This window comes from Pelomicrobium sp. G1, assembly GCF_051905455.1.
In the GTDB taxonomy this organism is placed as follows: Bacteria; Pseudomonadota; Gammaproteobacteria; order Burkholderiales; family UBA6910; genus Pelomicrobium.
In genome coordinates, this window is the sequence record NZ_JBQACR010000018.1 from 55,993 (window position 1) to 71,357 (window position 15,365).

Consider the following 15,365-nt stretch of genomic DNA (forward strand, 5'->3'; position numbering starts at 1 on the left):
GTGCACCCGCGCGGTCCAGGAGGCGTCATGAAGGTTGACTTGCACACGGTCGAGGAGGTCGCCAAGGAACTCTACATCCGGGCGCTCAAAATCCTGCCGCCCGACGTCAAGCAGGGATTCCAGGCCCTCGACGCCCGGGAAACGGATCCCCGGGCGAAGCAGTTGCTCGGCATCATGATCAAGAACATCGCGGTGGCCGAGGAAACCCATAATCTCACCTGCCAGGACACCGGGATACCCATCTACAACGTGTCCATCGGGCGCAACGTCCAGGTGGACGGCATCGACCTGGTGCGGGCCATCACCAAGGGCTGCGCCCGGGCCACGGTGGAGCATCCGTTCCGGTCCTCGGTGGTGCATCCTCTCACGCGGGAAAACGACCATACCTCCTGCGGCATCCGCATCCCGGCGATCAACGTGGAGTTCAGCGACCGGCACGAGGAGCTCGTCATCCAGATGATCCCCAAGGGCAGCGGCTCGGAGAACAACTCCTGGCTCAGGATGGCGGTGCCGGCGGAGGGGGTGGCGGCGATCAAGGCGTTCGTGATCGACTGCGTGCTCTCCGCCGGCGGCAAGACCTGTCCCCCCACCATCGTGGGCGTGGGCATTGGCGGCAGCGCCGACCTGTGCGTGCACCTGGCCAAGGTGGCGGCGACGCGCCCCCTCGGCACCCGCTGCCAAGACCCCGAAGGGGCGAAGCTGGAGGAGGAGCTCTCTAGCGCCGTCAACCGGCTCGGGGTCGGGCCCCAAGGGCTGGGCGGGGACTCCACCGCGTTCGCGGTCCACGTGGAGCTCGCCGCCACCCACATCACCATGAACCCGGTGGCGGTCAACATGCAGTGCCATGCGGCCCGCCGTGCTTCGGCGACCCTGACGCCCGCCGGCATCACCTGGGGGTTCTGATCATGGCCCACTACGACATCGTGACTCCGGTGACCGAGGAAACCGTGCGCGCCTGGCGGGTGGGCGACACGGTGAGCTTGAACGGCACCCTGTACGGCATCCGCGACCGCACCCAGATCGAGATGTTCGACCGCGGCCGCACGACCCGCTTCGACCTGCGCGGCCACGCGGTGATCCACACCGCCCCCAACGTGCGCCGGGTGGAGGCGACCGACGAATTTCCCGCCGGCTACGCCCCCCTGTGCATCGGCACTACCACCAGCGCCCGCATGGAGCGTTTCACCCGGCCCCTCATGGAGCGCTACGGCGTGCGCATGATCATCGGCAAGGGTGGCCTCATGGAGGAATCGAGAAAAGCCTTTATGGACTTGGGCGGCGTGTACCTGGCCATCGTCGGCGGCACCGCGGCCCTGGAGACCACCTGGGTGGAGGCCATCGAGGACGTGGACTTGGACGACCTCCATCCGGAATCCCTGTGGAAGTTCCGGGTGAGGGGTTTCGGCCCGCTGCTGGTGGCCATGGACAGCCACGGCGAAAGCCTCTACGAGGAGGTGAGGAAGAAGGCCGAAGCCAGGCGGGCGGAGGTGCTGGCCGCGCTGGGAGTGAAGACGTGATGGCCTCAAAGGACGACCGTGCGCACCCTCAGAACTGACATCCTGATCCTTGGCTCCGGCGGCGCCGGCCTCTTCGCCGCGCTCCACGCTCATCGGGCGGCGCCCCAGCTCGAGATCACCGTGGCCGTGAAAGGGCTGCTGGGCAAGTGCGGCTGCACCCGCATGGTGCAGGGAGGCTACAACGTGGCCCTGGCCCCGGGGGATTCGGTCGAGCGCCACTTCATGGACACCATCGAGGGGGGCAAGTGGTTGCCCCACCAGGAGCTCGCTTGGACCCTGGTGTCGGTGGCGGTGGAGCGGGTACGGGAACTGGAAAACGAGCTGGGCTGCTTCTTCGATCGCAACCCGGACGGGACGCTCCACCAGAAGGCCTTCGCCGGCCAGACCTTCGACCGCACGGTGCACAAGGGGGACCTGACCGGGATAGAGATCATCAACCGCCTGGCGGAGCAGGTGTGGGCGCGGGGCATCCGGCGGCTGGAAGAGCACCGAGCGGTGGAGCTGATCAAGAGCCGCGACGGGCGGGCGCTCTCGGGCGTCCTCATGATCGACATGAAGAGCGGCGAGTTCGTCTTCGTGCAGGCCCGCGCGGTGCTGCTCGCCACGGGGGGCGGGCCCACCATGTACAAGTACCACACGCCTTCGGGTGACAAGAGCTGCGACGGCATGGCCATGGCCTTGCGGGCGGGGCTCACCCTGCGGGACATGGAGATGGTGCAGTTTCACCCTACGGGGCTGCTGGCCGGCTCCCACACCCGCATGACCGGCACGGTGCTGGAGGAGGGCCTGCGCGGTGCCGGGGGCCACCTGCTGAACGGCGCGGGGGAACGGTTCATGGAGCGCTACGATCCCCGGGCCGAGCGGGCCACCCGGGACATCGTCTCACGCTCTATTTTCATGGAGATGCGGGAGGGCCGCATCACCCCCAACGGGGGCGTGTATCTCAAGATGTCCCACCTGGGGCCGGAGAAGGTGCGGCGCCAGTTCAAGGGCATGGTGGAGCGGTGCGCCGATTGCGGCTTCGACCTGGCCGGCGGGCTCGTGGAAGTGGTCCCCACCGCCCACTACATGATGGGGGGCGTGGTCTTCGCCGCGGATTGCACCACCGAGCTGCCGGGTCTCTTCGCCGCCGGCGAGGACACGGGCGGGGTGCACGGGGCGAACCGCCTGGGCGGCAACGGGGTCGCCAACTCCACCGTGTTCGGCGGCATCGCCGGCGATAGCATGGCGTCCTGGGTCCCGGCGAAGGGGGAATGGCACGAGCCGGACGCGCAAGCGATCCAGGCGGCCGTGGAGCGCTGCCGCTCTCCCCTGGGCAAGCCCGCGGAAGACCTGCCGGCGATCCGGGAAGCCCTCTACGAGGTCATGTGGCACGAGGCCGGCATCCTGCGCAGCGCCGCAAGCCTCGCGCGCGCCCGCGCCGCGCTGGAAGAGCTCTCCCAGCGGCTTTCCCGGGCGGGGGTTCCCCAGGGCGATCTCGCCTACAACCTCACCTGGCATGACTGGCTCAACCTGGAGAGCCTGCTCGCCGTGAGCCAGGCCATCGTGGCCGCGGCCCTGGCTCGGGAGAATTCCCGTGGCGCCCATTACCGGGAAGACTTCCCCGAGGCGGGGGACTTGAGCGCTTCCTATTACACGTGCGCGAACCTGCGGGACGGCGAGTTGCGCATCACCACGCGCCCGGTGGAGTTCACCCGGGTGCGTCCGGGCGAATCCCTGCTCCGAACGGCGGAGCCCGAGCTCGCCGATGGCGTGGAATAACCCTTCGAAAGAAAGCAAACCCGATGATGATCGTGATATCCGAATTCATGGACGAGGCCGCGGTCGCCTCCCTCCAAGCCCGGTTCGACGTGATCTACGACCCGGCGCTGGTGGACGAGCGCACCCGCCTCATGGCGCGGGTGCAGCAGGCCGATGCCCTCATCGTGCGCAACCGCACCCAGGTCGATCAGGCGCTCCTCTGCGCCGCCCGGCGCCTCAAAGTGGTGGGCCGCCTGGGCGTGGGGCTGGACAACATCGATGTGGCGGCTTGCCAGGCCCGAAAGGTGGAGGTGATCCCCGCGAGCGGCGCCAACGCCGCGGCGGTGGCCGAGTACGTGATCGGCACCGCCCTAGTCCTGTTGCGGGGCCAGTACGCCTCCACCGACGCCGTGATCGACGGCAAATGGCCCCGCACGGCCCTCTTGAACGGCCGCGAGCTGGGAGGCAAGACCTTGGGCCTGATTGGCTGCGGCTACATCGGCCAGCTCACCGCCCGCCTGGCCCGGGCGCTAGGCATGGAGGTGATCGCCTACGACCCGGCCCTGACGGCGGGCGATCCGGCCCTCGCCCAGATCGGCATCCGGCTCACCGGCCTAGAGGACCTGCTGGCGGCGAGCGACGTGGTGTCGCTACACGTGCCCCTGACCGAAAAGACCCGCGACCTACTTGGCCGCGAGCAGCTGGCAAGTATGAAGAAAGGGGCCATCCTGGTGAACACCGCCCGGGGCGGGATCGTGGACGAGAAAGCGCTGGTGGAGCTCCTCCAGGCGGGGCATCTGGGCGGCGCGGCCATCGACGTCTTCGCCCAGGAGCCCTTGCCTCCGGACTCGCCTTTCGCCGCCTTGCGGGGCGTGCCGAACCTGATCCTCACGCCCCACGTGGCGGGGGTGACCCAGGAGTCCAACCAGCGGGTGAGCGCCATGATCGCTGAGCGAGTAGGGCAGTTCCTGGCAAGCCAGGGAGGTTGAGACGATGCCCATCGTATCGATGAACGAGCTCACCGGTCTGGCCGCCGAAGCGTTCGTGCGCTGCGGCGCTTCTCCGTCCATGGCCCGGGCGGCGGCGGAAGCGCTGGTGGCAGCAGACGCCCAGGGGCTCGCCTCCCATGGGGTGTCCCGGGTGCCTCTGTACTGCGCTCACTTGCGAAACGGCCGCACCGACGGCCAGGCGGTGCCGAGAGTGGTGCGGGAGAGGAAGGCGGCATGCCTGGTGGATGCCGCTTGCGGCATGGCCTACGAGGCCTGCGCCCTGGCGGTGCAGGAGGCACTCCGCCGGGCGCGGGAGTGCGGGGTGGGGTTCGCCGGGGTAACCAACAGCAACCACTTCGGTGCCGCCGGGCTGCACTTGCGGCCGGTGGCGGAGGCGGGAATGGTGGGCCTGGGGTTCAGCAATTCCCCGGCAGCCATCGCCCCGTGGGGAGGAAAGACCCCCCTCTTCGGCACCAACCCCATCGCTGCCGTGTTTCCCCGGGACGGCCACCCGCCCCTTCTCATCGATCTTTCCCTTTCGGAGGTAGCCCGGGGCAAGATCATGGTGGCCAAGAACCAAGGCAAGCCGATTCCCGAGGGCTGGGCCTTGGACAAGGAGGGCAGGCCCACCACCGACCCCAACGCCGCCCTGGAAGGCAGCATGATGCCGGCTGGCGGCGTCAAGGGCGCCATGCTGGCTCTGATGGTGGAGCTGCTGTGCTGTGCCCTGACGGGGGCCGCCATGGGTTTCGAGGCCGATTCGTTCTTCGTCGACGAGGGCAACCGGCCGCGCATCGGCCAGGCCTTTCTGGCGATCGACCCGGAGGCCCTGGCCGGCCGCGCCGTCTATCTCGAGCGCATCGAGACCCTGATCGCCCGGATGCTGGCCGACCCCGGCGTGCGGCTTCCGGGAGCCCGGCGCCTGGAGCTGGAGGCCAAGGCGCGCCGGGAGGGCATCCCGGTGCCGGACGCGCTCTATGGGCAGATCCGCTCGCTGGCGGGCCGCTAGGGAGACCGTCCACCAGGCGCGGCTCCCCGCCCCCTTCGCGGTGCTGGGGGTGGCCATCGAAGAGGACTGGCTGGTGGGCATCGACTACCTCCCCCTGGGCACGCCTTCCCTTGCCCCTCGCTCCCCTCTCGCCCGGGAGGCGTGCCGGCAGCTTCGGGCCTATCTGCGCGATCCTGGCTTCCGCTTCGACCTGCCGGTCCATCTGTCCGGAACCCCGTTTCAACGGCGGGTATGGGAAGCGCTGGGCGCCATTCCCAGCGGCGAGACGGTGAGCTACGCCGAGCTGGCGAAGGCGCTGCACACCTCCCCCCGGGCCGTGGGGGGCGCCTGCGGCGCCAACCCCGTTCCCCTGGTCGTGCCCTGCCACCGGGTGGTGGCAACCAGCGGCTTGGGAGGCTTCATGCACGCACGGGAAGGCGCGCCACTCGCCATCAAGCGCTGGCTGTTGGAACATGAGCGACGCTGAAGAACAGCTTCTCGACCGGTTCTGCGACTGCCTCTGGCTGGAGGACGGGTTATCCCCCAACACTCTGGGCGCCTACCGGCGGGACCTGCGTTTGCTGGGGGAGTGGCTCGTCAGGGAACAGGGCAAGGCGCTCACCCAGGCGACCCGGGCCGATCTGCTCGCCTATCTGGCCCACCGGGTGGCGGGGCGGGCCCGGCCCCGCACCACCAGCCGCCAGCTTTCCAGCTTCAAACGCTTCTACCGTTTTCTTCTGCGGGAAGGCCGGATCGCGGCCGATCCCACCCTGCAGATCGACGCCCCCAAGGTGCCCCGGGCCGTTCCCAAGAGCCTCACCGAGGCGGACGTGGAACGCCTGCTCGCCGCCCCCGATGTGGAGACACCCTTGGGATTGCGGGACAAGGCCATGCTGGAGATGCTCTACGCGGCCGGGCTGCGGGTGTCGGAGCTGGTGACGCTCACCCTCGCCCAGGTGAGCCTGGAGACGGGGGTGGTGCGGGTGCTGGGCAAAGGCGCAAAGGAGCGCCTGGTGCCCTTGGGGGAGGAGGCCTTGGCGTGGCTCAAGCGCTATCTCCATGAAGCGCGACCCCTGCTTCTCGCTGGCCGGCCGGCTTCGGACCTGTTCCTCACCCGGCGCGCGGAGCCCATGACGCGGCAGGCTTTCTGGCATCTCATCAAGCGCTACGCCCGGCGCTCCGGGGTGACCGCGCCCCTTTCTCCCCACACCCTGCGCCACGCCTTCGCCACCCATCTGCTCAATCACGGCGCCGACCTGAGGGTGGTACAACTGCTGCTGGGCCACTCGGACATTTCCACCACCCAGATCTATACCCACGTGGCCCGGGAGCGGCTCAAGCAGCTCCACGCCAAGCACCACCCCCGGGGCTGAGGCAGCCCGTGGGAGTAGAGCCCCAGGTCCTGATCGTCGCGCCGCTCGCGGTCTTCGCGGCCTTTTTCGTGTTCGGCATGACCGGATTCGGCTCGTCGGTGATCGCGGTGCCGCTCCTCGCCCACGTGCTTCCCCTGCAGCAGGTGGTGCCCACCATGGTGCTCATGGAGTTCGCGGGCTCGTTCCTGCTGCGCCGGGGTCATGGCGGCCGCCTCAATCGCCGGGAGCTCGCCTGGCTGGTGCCGGTGGCGGTGGTAGGGATCGGCATCGGCGCCACGCTGCTTGCCCGGCTGCCGGCCGCCCCCCTGCTGGCGGGGCTGGGGGCGTTCGTACTGCTCTTCGGCCTCTACACCCTGCTGGACCCCAGCTTCCGCGGGGTGATCGCCCGCGCCTGGGTGCTGCCGGCGGGCCTGGTGGGCGGAACGTTCACGGCCTTGTTCGGCACCGGCGGTCCGGTGTACGCAATCTACCTCTCCCGGCGCATCGAAGACCGGCGGGAGTTTCGCAGCACCATGGCCGCCATGATCACCGTCAGCACCGCGGTGCGCATCGTGGCCTTCGCCCTGACGGGGCTGCTCTTGCACCTCAAGGTGTTTCTCGGGGCCTTGGTCCTCGCGCCGGTGATGCTAGCAGGCGTGAGGCTCGGAAGCCGGGTGCACCTGGGGATAAGCCCCCATCGGGTCCGGCAGGTGCTGGGGGCGGTGCTCGTGGTGAGTGGGATGTCCCTACTGGCGAAGGGGGTGGGGTAGAAGGCGCGAGGAGGCGCCGCCTGCCCTCAGGCGGGCTTTACGCCTCGCTCGATGGACACGCCGAGCTGTTTCACGCCCTGCATCATGCGCAGCTTCGCCACGCTCACCTTCACCCACGGCGCCCGGAACTCTTCCCGGATGACCCGCGACAGGTGATCCGCCAGCGCCTCCAGCAGCTTAAACTGGTGGCGGGCCAGCTCCTCGTGGACGCGGCGCACCACCTTGGAGTAATCGATGGTGTCCTCCACGTTGTCGGTCTCGCAGGCGCGGCCGGAGGGCAGGGCGATCTCCAGGTCGATCTCAATGGTCTGCCGCACCTGGCGCTCCCAGGCGTAGACGCCCACCAGGGTTTCCGCCCGCAGCTCGCGAATGAAGACGATGTCCATGGCGCCCCGCCGTGGCCGCCCCGCAGGGCGTCGAGTAAAATCGAAGGCGCCATTCTAGGACATTTATTCGACCGGTGGTCACGATCGCCTTGGCAATCGGGGCGTACCTGCTGGGATCGATTCCCTTCGCCGTGGTGGTGAGCCGCATCCTGGGGCTGCCAGATCCCCGCAGCTACGGTTCGGGCAATCCGGGCGCTACCAACGTGCTGCGCACGGGCAGCAAGTTCGCCGCCGTGCTGACCCTACTCGGGGACGCGGGGAAGGGGGCGGCGGCGGTGCTCCTGGCGCGGATCCTCGCGCCCCGGTTCGGTGCGGGCGACGAGGCGGCGGCCCTCGCGGCGATGGCGGTATTCGTCGGCCACCTCTACCCTTTATTCTTGGGGTTCCGGGGCGGCAAAGGAGTGGCCACGGCGGCCGGCGCCTTCCTGGCCCTGTCCCCAAGCCTGGGGCTGATCCTGGGGGGCGTTTGGCTCGCCACGGCAGCGCTTTTCCGCTTCTCCTCCCTGGCCGCCCTGGCGGCGGCCGGCGTGGCGCCTTTCGCCGCGGCAGGCCTTTGGGGCTGGCATCCCTACACCGCCGTGACCCTGTCCATGGCGGCGCTGCTCGTGTGGCGCCACCGGGTCAATATTCAGAAGCTGGTGGCCGGCACCGAAGCCCGCATCGGCGGCGGGCACCCTCCAGAGGGAGGAAACCTCTAAAGGTTTCTTCTTTGGGTTCGACAGGTATCAAGGCTGGGCCGAGAGCCGCCCCCCTCGGCGCCTAGACCGGGCCGCTTCTGGCCCGGGAAGCGCCAGGTCCCAGCGGGAGAATACGGTATAGCGGTAGCCGCAGACCGGCGGGCCGCTGGCCAGGCGCATGGCGCCCGCGTAGGCGATCATGGCCCCGTTGTCAGTGCACAGCTCGACGGGCGGATAGAAGACTTGGAAGCCCGCTTCCCGGGCCCGCTGGTCCAGGACTTCCCGCAGCCGGCGGTTGGCTCCCACCCCCCCGGCCACCACCAGCTGATCATGGCCCGTGGTGAGGAGGGCCCCGGTGGACTTCTCCACCAGGACCTCCACCACCGCCTCCTCGAAAGCCCGGGCGATGTCGGCCCGAGCGTCCTCGTCGGCCCCGTGCTCCCGGGCGAGGAGCAAGGCCGCCGTCTTCAGCCCGCTGAAGCTGAAGTTCAAATCGCCGCTTGCCAGCATGGGCCGGGGGAGGCGAAAGCGATTACTTACGCCGCGCTCGGCCAGCCGGGCCAGGGCGGGACCGCCCGGATAGCCCAGTCCCAGGAGCTTGGCCGTCTTGTCGAACGCTTCCCCCGCGGCGTCGTCCAGGGTTTCCCCGAGGAGCCGGTAACGGCCCACCCCGGCCACTTCCATGAGCTGGGTGTGGCCCCCCGAGGCGAGCAGGGCGACGAAGGGGAACCGGGGGCTGGGGGAGGCGAGCATGGGGGAAAGGAGGTGTCCCTCCAGATGGTGTACCCCGACGGCGGGGATTTTCAGAGCCCGGGCGAGCCCGCAGGCGATGCTGGCGCCCACCAGCAGGGCGCCCGCCAGCCCGGGTCCGGCGGTGTAGGCGACGGCGTCCAGGTCGGAGAGGGCGCAATCCGCCTGGGCCAGGACCCGCCGCACCAGGGGAAGCACCCGCCGGATATGGTCTCGGGAAGCCAGTTCCGGCACCACCCCGCCGTAGGCCCGGTGCACCTCCGCCTGGGAATGGAGGGCATGGGCCCGCAGCCCCCGCTCGGTGTCGTAGATAGCGACGCCGCTGTCGTCGCAGGAGGTTTCAATGCCGAGAACTTTCATCGAACAGGAAGCGCCCTTGGTAAAAGCCGGATGGTTCGCGTATAATGTAAAATTTCAGTTATTAGAAACAGAAAGAAGGCGCGACATCCCTATGCCGATGGTCCGGGTCAAAGAGAATGAGCCGTTTGAGGTGGCGCTGCGGCGTTTCAAGCGCACCGTAGAAAAAACGGGACTGCTCACCGAGCTGCGGTCCCGGGAATATTACGAGAAGCCCACCCAGGCGCGCAAACGCAAGCTCGCGGCGGCGATCAAGCGCCATTACAAACGTCTGCGCAGCCAGCAACTTCCCCCGCGTACCTACTGACCGGCCAAAGGTCCTTTCCGACCGCTGTCCCGGCTTTTCCGGTCCGGGGACGTCCTTTCGCCATGATGCTCAAGGCCACCATCACCCAGCACATGAAGGAGGCGATGCGGGCGAAAGACGCGCGCCGCCTCGCCGCCATCCGCCTCCTGCTCGCCGCCATCCAACAGCGGGAGGTGGACGAGCGCCGGGAGCTGAGCGATGCCGACGTGGTGGGGCTCGTGGAGCGGCTGATCCGGCAGCGCCGGGAGTCGGTGGCCCAGTACGAGGCCGCAGGCCGGCGGGATCTGGCGGACAACGAGCGCTTCGAGATCGAAGTGCTCCAGGGCTACCTGCCCCAGCCCTTGTCGGAAGGGGAGCTTCAGGCCCTGATCGAGCGGGCGGTCACCGACACGGGGGCGGCGGGTCCCAAGGACATGGGGCGGGTGATGGCGGCCCTCAAACCCCAGATCGCTGGCCGGGCGGAGATGGGCCGGGTGTCGGCCCTGGTCAAGGCGCGCCTCGGCGCCGGATAAAGCGTCAGGGAAATCAATAGCCTATTTGCACACCGCAGCCCTCCCGGAAGCCGGTGGAAGCAGAAATTCTGTCCTATAATCACTGAAACATAAGCTTGCGGCGGCTTTCGCTCGTCCTGCCCGCCTTTCTGACGGGGGGCGGTAGTGCCTTGCCCGTCAGAGGCTAACAACATGATTCCTCAAGCCTTTATCCAGGATCTGCTGAACCGCGTGGACGTGGTAGAAGTGATCGACCGCTACGTTCCACTGAAGCGGGCCGGGGCCAACTACAAAGCGTGCTGCCCTTTCCATAGTGAGAAAACTCCCTCTTTCACTGTCAGTCCTTCCAAGCAGTTTTATCACTGTTTCGGTTGTGGCGCCCACGGAAGCGCCATTGGCTTCCTGATGGAGTATCGGGGTCTCGGGTTCGTCGATGCGGTCAGGGAGCTTGCGGCTGGCGTGGGCATGAATGTGCCGGAGGCGGAGCGGCCTGGCCTCCGGCCGCCGGCCGGCGAAGCAGCCGAGCTTTATTCGGTTCTGGAGCGGGCGACCCGCTTCTACCGGGAGAGCCTCAAGCGTTCCCCCCAGGCCATCGCCTATCTCAAGGGGCGTGGCCTCTCGGGGGAGGTTGCGGCCCGCTTCGGCATCGGTTATGCCCCGGCCGATTGGCAGGCCCTGGCGGAATGCTTCGACGATTATGGCTCGGTATGGCTGGAAAAAGCCGGTTTGGTGCTGCGAGGGGAAGGCGGCCGGCGCTATGACCGCTTCCGGGACCGAATCATGTTCCCTATCGCCGACAGCCGGGGCCGGATCGTGGGATTCGGAGGCCGCCTGATCGGCGAAGGTGAACCCAAGTACCTGAATTCCCCCGAGACCCCCATTTTCGAGAAAGGCCGGGAGCTCTATGGGCTGTTCCAAGCGAGGGGCCCCATCCGGGAGGCCGGGCGGGTGCTGGTGGTGGAAGGCTACATGGACGTGGTGGCGCTGGCCCAGCACGGGATCGGCTACGCCTGCGCCACGCTGGGCACCGCCACCACCGGGGCCCAGGCGCAAAAACTATTGCGCCAGGCCGATCGAGTGGTCTTCTGCTTCGACGGGGACGAGGCCGGGCGGCGGGCCGCCTGGCGGGCGCTGGAGGCGGTGCTTCCCCATATGACGGATGGGAAGGAGGTGAGCTTCCTGTTCCTTCCCGCCGGCGAGGATCCCGACAGCTTGGTGCGGCGGATCGGCGGCCCGGGGTTCGAAGCCCGGGTCGAAGGGGCGGTTTCCCTGTCCGCCTACCTGATCGAGGGGCTCGCGTCCCAGGTGGAGCTGGCGAGCGACGAGGGCCGGGCCCGCCTGCTCAAGGAAGCCAGACCCCTGGTGACCCGGATCCAGGCCCCGGGGCTGGGCTTCTTGGTTCGCCGGCGCCTGGCCGAGCGGGTGGGGCTCACCCTCTCTGAGCTGGAGGCCCTGTACCGAATCCGCTCCGGCACGGACTCCGGAGGCCCGGCTCCCAGGATGCCCGGGCGCGGGGCGGAAGTGGTGAGCCGGTGCCGCCGGCTCATCCGCCAGATCCTGTTCAGGCCCGAGCTGGCGCTGCGCCTGGAGCCGGCCGATATCCCTGCTTCCGAGCCGGACGCCGGATTTTTGCTCCAGTTCCTTGACTTCGTGAAGGCAAACCCTACTTTGAAAGGGTCGGACATTGTCCCGATGGCTTTCTTGTACTTTGCAAATACTGAGCTCGATCAAGTCGTTAGTGAGGCGGCGCGGGCCATCGATGAGTGGGGGCCGGAATTCGACGCGGAAGCCGAGTTCGAAGGGGTGGTGCGGGGCCTGCGAGAAGAGGCCCGCCGCCAGCGGCTCAAGGAGCTGACGAGCGCCAGCCTGGATCGCCTGAGCCTTGAGGAGCGGCAGGAATATCTGGATCTGCTGCGCAAGGGACCGGCGGAACGAACGGCCCCGCAAAGCGCCTAAGGGTATATAATTAACAGTTTTTCTCCGCATGGTAGAGCGGATAGCGACGGAACATGGCCAAGGACAGGGAAAGCGATAAGCCGGATATCCAGATGGGGGACGCGGACTCGCGCCGCATGCGTCTCAAGAACCTGATCGTGCTCGGCAAGGAGCGGGGCTACCTGACCTACGCCGAGATCAACGATCATCTGCCGGACGACATGCTGGACGCCGAGCAGATCGAGAACATCATCCGCATGATCAACGACATGGGAATCTCGGTGTACGACGAGGCGCCGGACACCGAATCGTTGCTCATTTCGGAAGCGACGCCGGCGGCGGCGGACGAAGACGTGGTGGAGGAGGCGGAGGCCGCCCTCTCCACCGTCGATTCCGAGTTCGGGCGCACCACCGACCCGGTCCGCATGTACATGCGGGAGATGGGGTCGGTGGAGTTGCTCACCCGCGAGGGGGAGATCGAGATCGCCAAGCGCATCGAGGATGGCTTGAAGCACATGATCATGGCCATCTCGGCCTGCCCGACCACCATCGCCGAAATCTTGGCCCTGGCCGAAAAGGTCGAGCGGGACGAAATGCGCATCGACGAGCTGGTGGACGGGCTCCTGGACAGCGAGTCCCAGGAGGAAATGGTTGCCAGCGAAATGGCCGAAGACGAGGAATCGGTGGCCGAGGACGAGGATCTCGCGGAAGAGTCCGAGGACGAGGAGGGTAGCGGGGTCAACAGCGCCACGCTGGCCCAGCTCAAGGCCGAGGCCCTGGAACGTTTCAAGACCATCCGCCAGATCTACAACAAGATGATGAAGGTGCTGGCCACCAAGGGCACCCGCTCGCGCGCCTACAAGCAGTACCAGGAGCAGATTTCCGCCGAGCTCATGAAGATCCGCTTCGCGGCGAAGCAGGTGGAGGCCCTGTGCGACAGCGTGCGCGGCATGGTGGACGAAGTGCGCCGCTACGAACGGGCCATCATGGATCTGTGCGTCGAGAAGGCGGGCATGCCGCGCAGCCACTTCATCAAGGCTTTCCCCGGCAACGAGACCAATCTCAAGTGGGTGGACCAGGAAATCGCGGCGCACAAGCCCTACGGCGCGGCGCTGGAACGCTTCCGTCCCGCGATCCTCGAGCAGCAGCAGAACATCCTGGGCGTGCAGAAGCGGGCCATGATCCCGCTCAAGGAGCTGAAGGAGATCGCGCGCCAGATGTCCACGGGGGAAGCCAAGGCGCGCCGCGCCAAGCGGGAAATGACCGAGGCCAACCTGCGGCTGGTGATCTCCATCGCCAAGAAGTACACCAACCGGGGGCTGCAGTTCCTGGATTTGATCCAGGAAGGCAACATCGGGCTGATGAAGGCGGTGGACAAGTTCGAGTACCGCCGCGGCTACAAGTTTTCCACCTACGCGACCTGGTGGATCCGGCAGGCCATCACCCGCTCCATCGCGGATCAGGCGCGCACCATCCGCATCCCGGTGCACATGATTGAGACCATTAACAAGATGAATCGCATATCGCGCCAGATCCTGCAGGAGACCGGGCAGGAGCCGGACCCGGCGTTGCTCGCCAAGAAGATGGAGATGCCCGAGGAGAAGATCCGCAAGATCCTCAAAATCTCCAAGGAGCCGATCTCCATGGAGACGCCCATCGGCGACGACGACGATTCCCACCTGGGGGACTTCATCGAGGATGCCTCGACCATGGCGCCGAGCGACGCGGCCCTCTACGCCAGTTTGCGAGATGCCACCAAGGAGGTGCTCGATACCCTCACTCCCCGGGAGGCCAAGGTGTTGCGCATGCGCTTCGGCATCGAAATGAATACCGACCACACGCTGGAGGAGGTCGGCAAGCAATTCGACGTGACCCGGGAGCGGATTCGCCAGATCGAGGCCAAGGCGCTGCGCAAGCTGCGCCATCCGTCCCGTTCGGAGCGCCTGCGCAGCTTCCTGGAAAACGAAAGCTGAGCGAGTCGGCGGCGCGCCTTGTGCGCCCGCTTTCGCCGGCGCGGGGTATCCGATCGAGAAGGGGGTCTGTAGCTCAGCCGGTCAGAGCAGGGGACTCATAATCCCTTGGTCGTTGGTTCAAATCCAACCAGACCCACTCGCGGGACGCGCCCGAAGGAGAGGCGGGCCGACGGAGCGGAGTGCCCCGGCTGGCGGTTTTCTCCTGGTAGTTTGACTTTTTTCCTATGTAAACGCATAATTTCCCGTTTCTTTCGGGGAGGGGTTCCCGAGCGGTCAAAGGGGGCAGACTGTAAATCTGTTGGCCTAAGCCTTCGTAGGTTCGAATCCTACCCCCTCCACCACGTCGGATTGGGAGGTTGGCTGATCGGGCGGTACGGGGTCCGGTTCCGGCAAGCGGAGGTCGCGGAAACTTCCGGGCCAGCGCGGTGGAACGCTTTCGGTGGGCGGGTGTAGCTCAATGGTAGAGCAGAAGCCTTCCAAGCTTACGACGAGGGTTCGATTCCCTTCACCCGCTCCAGGTTTCTTGGATCGATTTAGTTACAGGTAGACAACGCCGGCACGGCCCATGTAGCTCAGTGGTAGAGCACTCCCTTGGTAAGGGAGAGGTCGCCCGTTCAATCCGGGCCATGGGCACCACCATCCGGTGCTCAATAGTCGAGGATAGCCGCAAACGAGGATTGCATCATGGCCAAGGAGAAATTTGAGCGCAAGAAGCCGCATGTGAACGTAGGCACGATTGGGCACGTGGATCATGGCAAGACGACGCTGACGGCGGCGTTGACGCTGGTGTTGTCGAAGAAGTTTGGGGGTCAGGCGAAGAAGTACGAGGAGATTGATTCGGCGCCGGAGGAGAAGGCGCGGGGGATCACGATCAACACGGCGCACGTGGAGTATGAGACGGCCAAGCGTCACTATGCGCACGTAGACTGTCCGGGGCATGCGGACTACATCAAGAACATGATCACGGGTGCGGCGCAGATGGATGGTGCCATTTTGGTGGTGTCGGCGGCTGATGGGCCGATGCCGCAGACGCGCGAGCACATTTTGCTGGCGCGCCAGGTGGGGGTGCCCTACATTGTGGTGTATTTGAACAAGGCCGACATGGTGGACGATCCTGAGCTTCTGGAGCTGGT

General features: G+C 67.0%; 16 protein-coding genes and 4 tRNA genes. 18 read left to right on the forward strand and 2 right to left on the reverse strand.

Features of this window, described 5'->3' with window-relative positions; genetic code table 11:
* Positions 1 to 27 precede the first annotated feature (27 nt).
* Genes ACTFO6_RS15745 through ACTFO6_RS15780 form a run of 8 tightly spaced genes read left to right on the forward strand, consistent with a single transcriptional unit; the run spans position 28 to position 7,356 of the window.
* Positions 28 to 903, forward strand: coding sequence for a fumarate hydratase (locus ACTFO6_RS15745; RefSeq protein ID WP_439935394.1), 876 nt, complete (start codon positions 28 to 30; stop codon positions 901 to 903).
* Between the two features lie 2 nt (positions 904 to 905).
* Complete coding sequence (locus tag ACTFO6_RS15750) at positions 906 to 1,517, forward strand: FumA C-terminus/TtdB family hydratase beta subunit (protein WP_439935395.1); 612 nt, start codon at positions 906 to 908, stop codon at positions 1,515 to 1,517.
* 18 nt (positions 1,518 to 1,535) lie between these two features.
* Positions 1,536 to 3,278 carry an L-aspartate oxidase gene (locus ACTFO6_RS15755; RefSeq protein WP_439935396.1) on the forward strand — a complete coding sequence of 581 codons (1,743 nt, stop codon included), beginning with the start codon at positions 1,536 to 1,538 and terminating at the stop codon, positions 3,276 to 3,278.
* 23 nt (positions 3,279 to 3,301) lie between these two features.
* Complete coding sequence (locus ACTFO6_RS15760) at positions 3,302 to 4,246, forward strand: hydroxyacid dehydrogenase (RefSeq protein WP_439935397.1); 945 nt, start codon at positions 3,302 to 3,304, stop codon at positions 4,244 to 4,246.
* 4 nt (positions 4,247 to 4,250) lie between these two features.
* Entirely contained in the window at positions 4,251 to 5,255 is a 1,005-nt protein-coding gene (locus ACTFO6_RS15765) for an Ldh family oxidoreductase (RefSeq protein WP_439935398.1), read from the forward strand.
* Positions 5,224 to 5,721: a methylated-DNA--[protein]-cysteine S-methyltransferase gene (locus ACTFO6_RS15770; RefSeq protein ID WP_439935399.1), complete on the forward strand. Its 498-nt coding sequence runs from the start codon at positions 5,224 to 5,226 to the stop codon at positions 5,719 to 5,721. The genes ACTFO6_RS15765 and ACTFO6_RS15770 overlap by 32 nt, the downstream gene beginning before the upstream one ends.
* Positions 5,708 to 6,607 carry a site-specific tyrosine recombinase XerD gene (xerD, locus tag ACTFO6_RS15775; protein ID WP_439935400.1) on the forward strand — a complete coding sequence of 300 codons (900 nt, stop codon included), beginning with the start codon at positions 5,708 to 5,710 and terminating at the stop codon, positions 6,605 to 6,607. Before ACTFO6_RS15770 ends, xerD begins: the two co-directional genes overlap by 14 nt.
* An 8-nt stretch (positions 6,608 to 6,615) precedes the next feature.
* Positions 6,616 to 7,356: a sulfite exporter TauE/SafE family protein gene (locus ACTFO6_RS15780; RefSeq protein WP_439935401.1), complete on the forward strand. Its 741-nt coding sequence runs from the start codon at positions 6,616 to 6,618 to the stop codon at positions 7,354 to 7,356.
* A 26-nt stretch (positions 7,357 to 7,382) separates the two neighbouring features.
* Here the strand turns inward: ACTFO6_RS15780 and ACTFO6_RS15785 are convergent, their stop codons facing one another.
* Positions 7,383 to 7,742, reverse strand: coding sequence for a dihydroneopterin aldolase (locus ACTFO6_RS15785; RefSeq protein ID WP_439935402.1), 360 nt, complete (start codon positions 7,740 to 7,742; stop codon positions 7,383 to 7,385).
* Between the two features lie 65 nt (positions 7,743 to 7,807).
* Between ACTFO6_RS15785 and plsY the strand changes: the two genes are divergently transcribed.
* Positions 7,808 to 8,440, forward strand: a complete 633-nt coding sequence (gene plsY / locus ACTFO6_RS15790; protein ID WP_439935412.1) for a glycerol-3-phosphate 1-O-acyltransferase PlsY — start codon at positions 7,808 to 7,810, stop codon at positions 8,438 to 8,440.
* A 27-nt stretch (positions 8,441 to 8,467) separates the two neighbouring features.
* Here plsY and tsaD read toward each other — a convergent pair whose 3' ends face one another.
* Positions 8,468 to 9,529: a tRNA (adenosine(37)-N6)-threonylcarbamoyltransferase complex transferase subunit TsaD gene (tsaD, locus tag ACTFO6_RS15795; RefSeq protein WP_439935403.1), complete on the reverse strand. Its 1,062-nt coding sequence runs from the start codon at positions 9,527 to 9,529 to the stop codon at positions 8,468 to 8,470.
* Positions 9,530 to 9,620: 91 nt separating this feature from the next.
* On the opposite strand from tsaD, the gene rpsU reads away from it, so the two are divergent.
* The 9 genes from rpsU to ACTFO6_RS15840 all read left to right on the forward strand — a co-directional run.
* The gene (gene rpsU / locus ACTFO6_RS15800) at positions 9,621 to 9,833 is read left to right on the forward strand and encodes a 30S ribosomal protein S21 (RefSeq protein ID WP_333840097.1); all 213 of its coding nucleotides are present in this window, start codon (positions 9,621 to 9,623) and stop codon (positions 9,831 to 9,833) included.
* Between the two features lie 62 nt (positions 9,834 to 9,895).
* Complete coding sequence (locus ACTFO6_RS15805) at positions 9,896 to 10,345, forward strand: GatB/YqeY domain-containing protein (RefSeq protein ID WP_439935404.1); 450 nt, start codon at positions 9,896 to 9,898, stop codon at positions 10,343 to 10,345.
* Positions 10,346 to 10,516: 171 nt separating this feature from the next.
* Complete coding sequence (gene dnaG, locus ACTFO6_RS15810; protein WP_439935406.1) at positions 10,517 to 12,280, forward strand: DNA primase; 1,764 nt, start codon at positions 10,517 to 10,519, stop codon at positions 12,278 to 12,280.
* Positions 12,281 to 12,333: 53 nt separating this feature from the next.
* Positions 12,334 to 14,232: an RNA polymerase sigma factor RpoD gene (rpoD, locus tag ACTFO6_RS15815; RefSeq protein ID WP_439935407.1), complete on the forward strand. Its 1,899-nt coding sequence runs from the start codon at positions 12,334 to 12,336 to the stop codon at positions 14,230 to 14,232.
* A gap of 62 nt (positions 14,233 to 14,294) precedes the next feature.
* Positions 14,295 to 14,368 (forward strand) — tRNA-Ile (locus ACTFO6_RS15820).
* Positions 14,369 to 14,487: 119 nt separating this feature from the next.
* Positions 14,488 to 14,573: transfer RNA gene (locus tag ACTFO6_RS15825), tRNA-Tyr, on the forward strand.
* A 102-nt stretch (positions 14,574 to 14,675) separates the two neighbouring features.
* Positions 14,676 to 14,749 (forward strand) — tRNA-Gly (locus tag ACTFO6_RS15830).
* Positions 14,750 to 14,793: 44 nt separating this feature from the next.
* Positions 14,794 to 14,868: transfer RNA gene (locus tag ACTFO6_RS15835), tRNA-Thr, on the forward strand.
* Between the two features lie 48 nt (positions 14,869 to 14,916).
* Positions 14,917 to 15,365: GTP-binding protein (locus tag ACTFO6_RS15840; RefSeq protein ID WP_439935408.1), on the forward strand; the 449-nt coding region annotated here is incomplete at its 3' end.

Bases quoted from the DNA above. Each gene is read 5' to 3' on its own strand.
- ACTFO6_RS15745 (WP_439935394.1), top strand. From the start codon at position 28: ATGAAGGTTGACTTGCACACGGTCGAGGAGGTCGCCAAGGAACTCTAC.
- ACTFO6_RS15750 (WP_439935395.1), top strand. From the start codon at position 906: ATGGCCCACTACGACATCGTGACTCCGGTGACCGAGGAAACCGTGCGC.
- ACTFO6_RS15760 (WP_439935397.1), top strand. From the start codon at position 3,302: ATGATGATCGTGATATCCGAATTCATGGACGAGGCCGCGGTCGCCTCC.
- ACTFO6_RS15765 (WP_439935398.1), top strand. From the start codon at position 4,251: ATGCCCATCGTATCGATGAACGAGCTCACCGGTCTGGCCGCCGAAGCG.
- ACTFO6_RS15770 (WP_439935399.1), top strand. From the start codon at position 5,224: ATGGGCAGATCCGCTCGCTGGCGGGCCGCTAGGGAGACCGTCCACCAG.
- xerD (WP_439935400.1), top strand. From the start codon at position 5,708: ATGAGCGACGCTGAAGAACAGCTTCTCGACCGGTTCTGCGACTGCCTC.
- ACTFO6_RS15785 (WP_439935402.1), bottom strand. From the start codon at position 7,742: ATGGACATCGTCTTCATTCGCGAGCTGCGGGCGGAAACCCTGGTGGGC.
- tsaD (WP_439935403.1), bottom strand. From the start codon at position 9,529: ATGAAAGTTCTCGGCATTGAAACCTCCTGCGACGACAGCGGCGTCGCT.
- rpsU (WP_333840097.1), top strand. From the start codon at position 9,621: ATGCCGATGGTCCGGGTCAAAGAGAATGAGCCGTTTGAGGTGGCGCTG.
- ACTFO6_RS15805 (WP_439935404.1), top strand. From the start codon at position 9,896: ATGATGCTCAAGGCCACCATCACCCAGCACATGAAGGAGGCGATGCGG.
- dnaG (WP_439935406.1), top strand. From the start codon at position 10,517: ATGATTCCTCAAGCCTTTATCCAGGATCTGCTGAACCGCGTGGACGTG.
- rpoD (WP_439935407.1), top strand. From the start codon at position 12,334: ATGGCCAAGGACAGGGAAAGCGATAAGCCGGATATCCAGATGGGGGAC.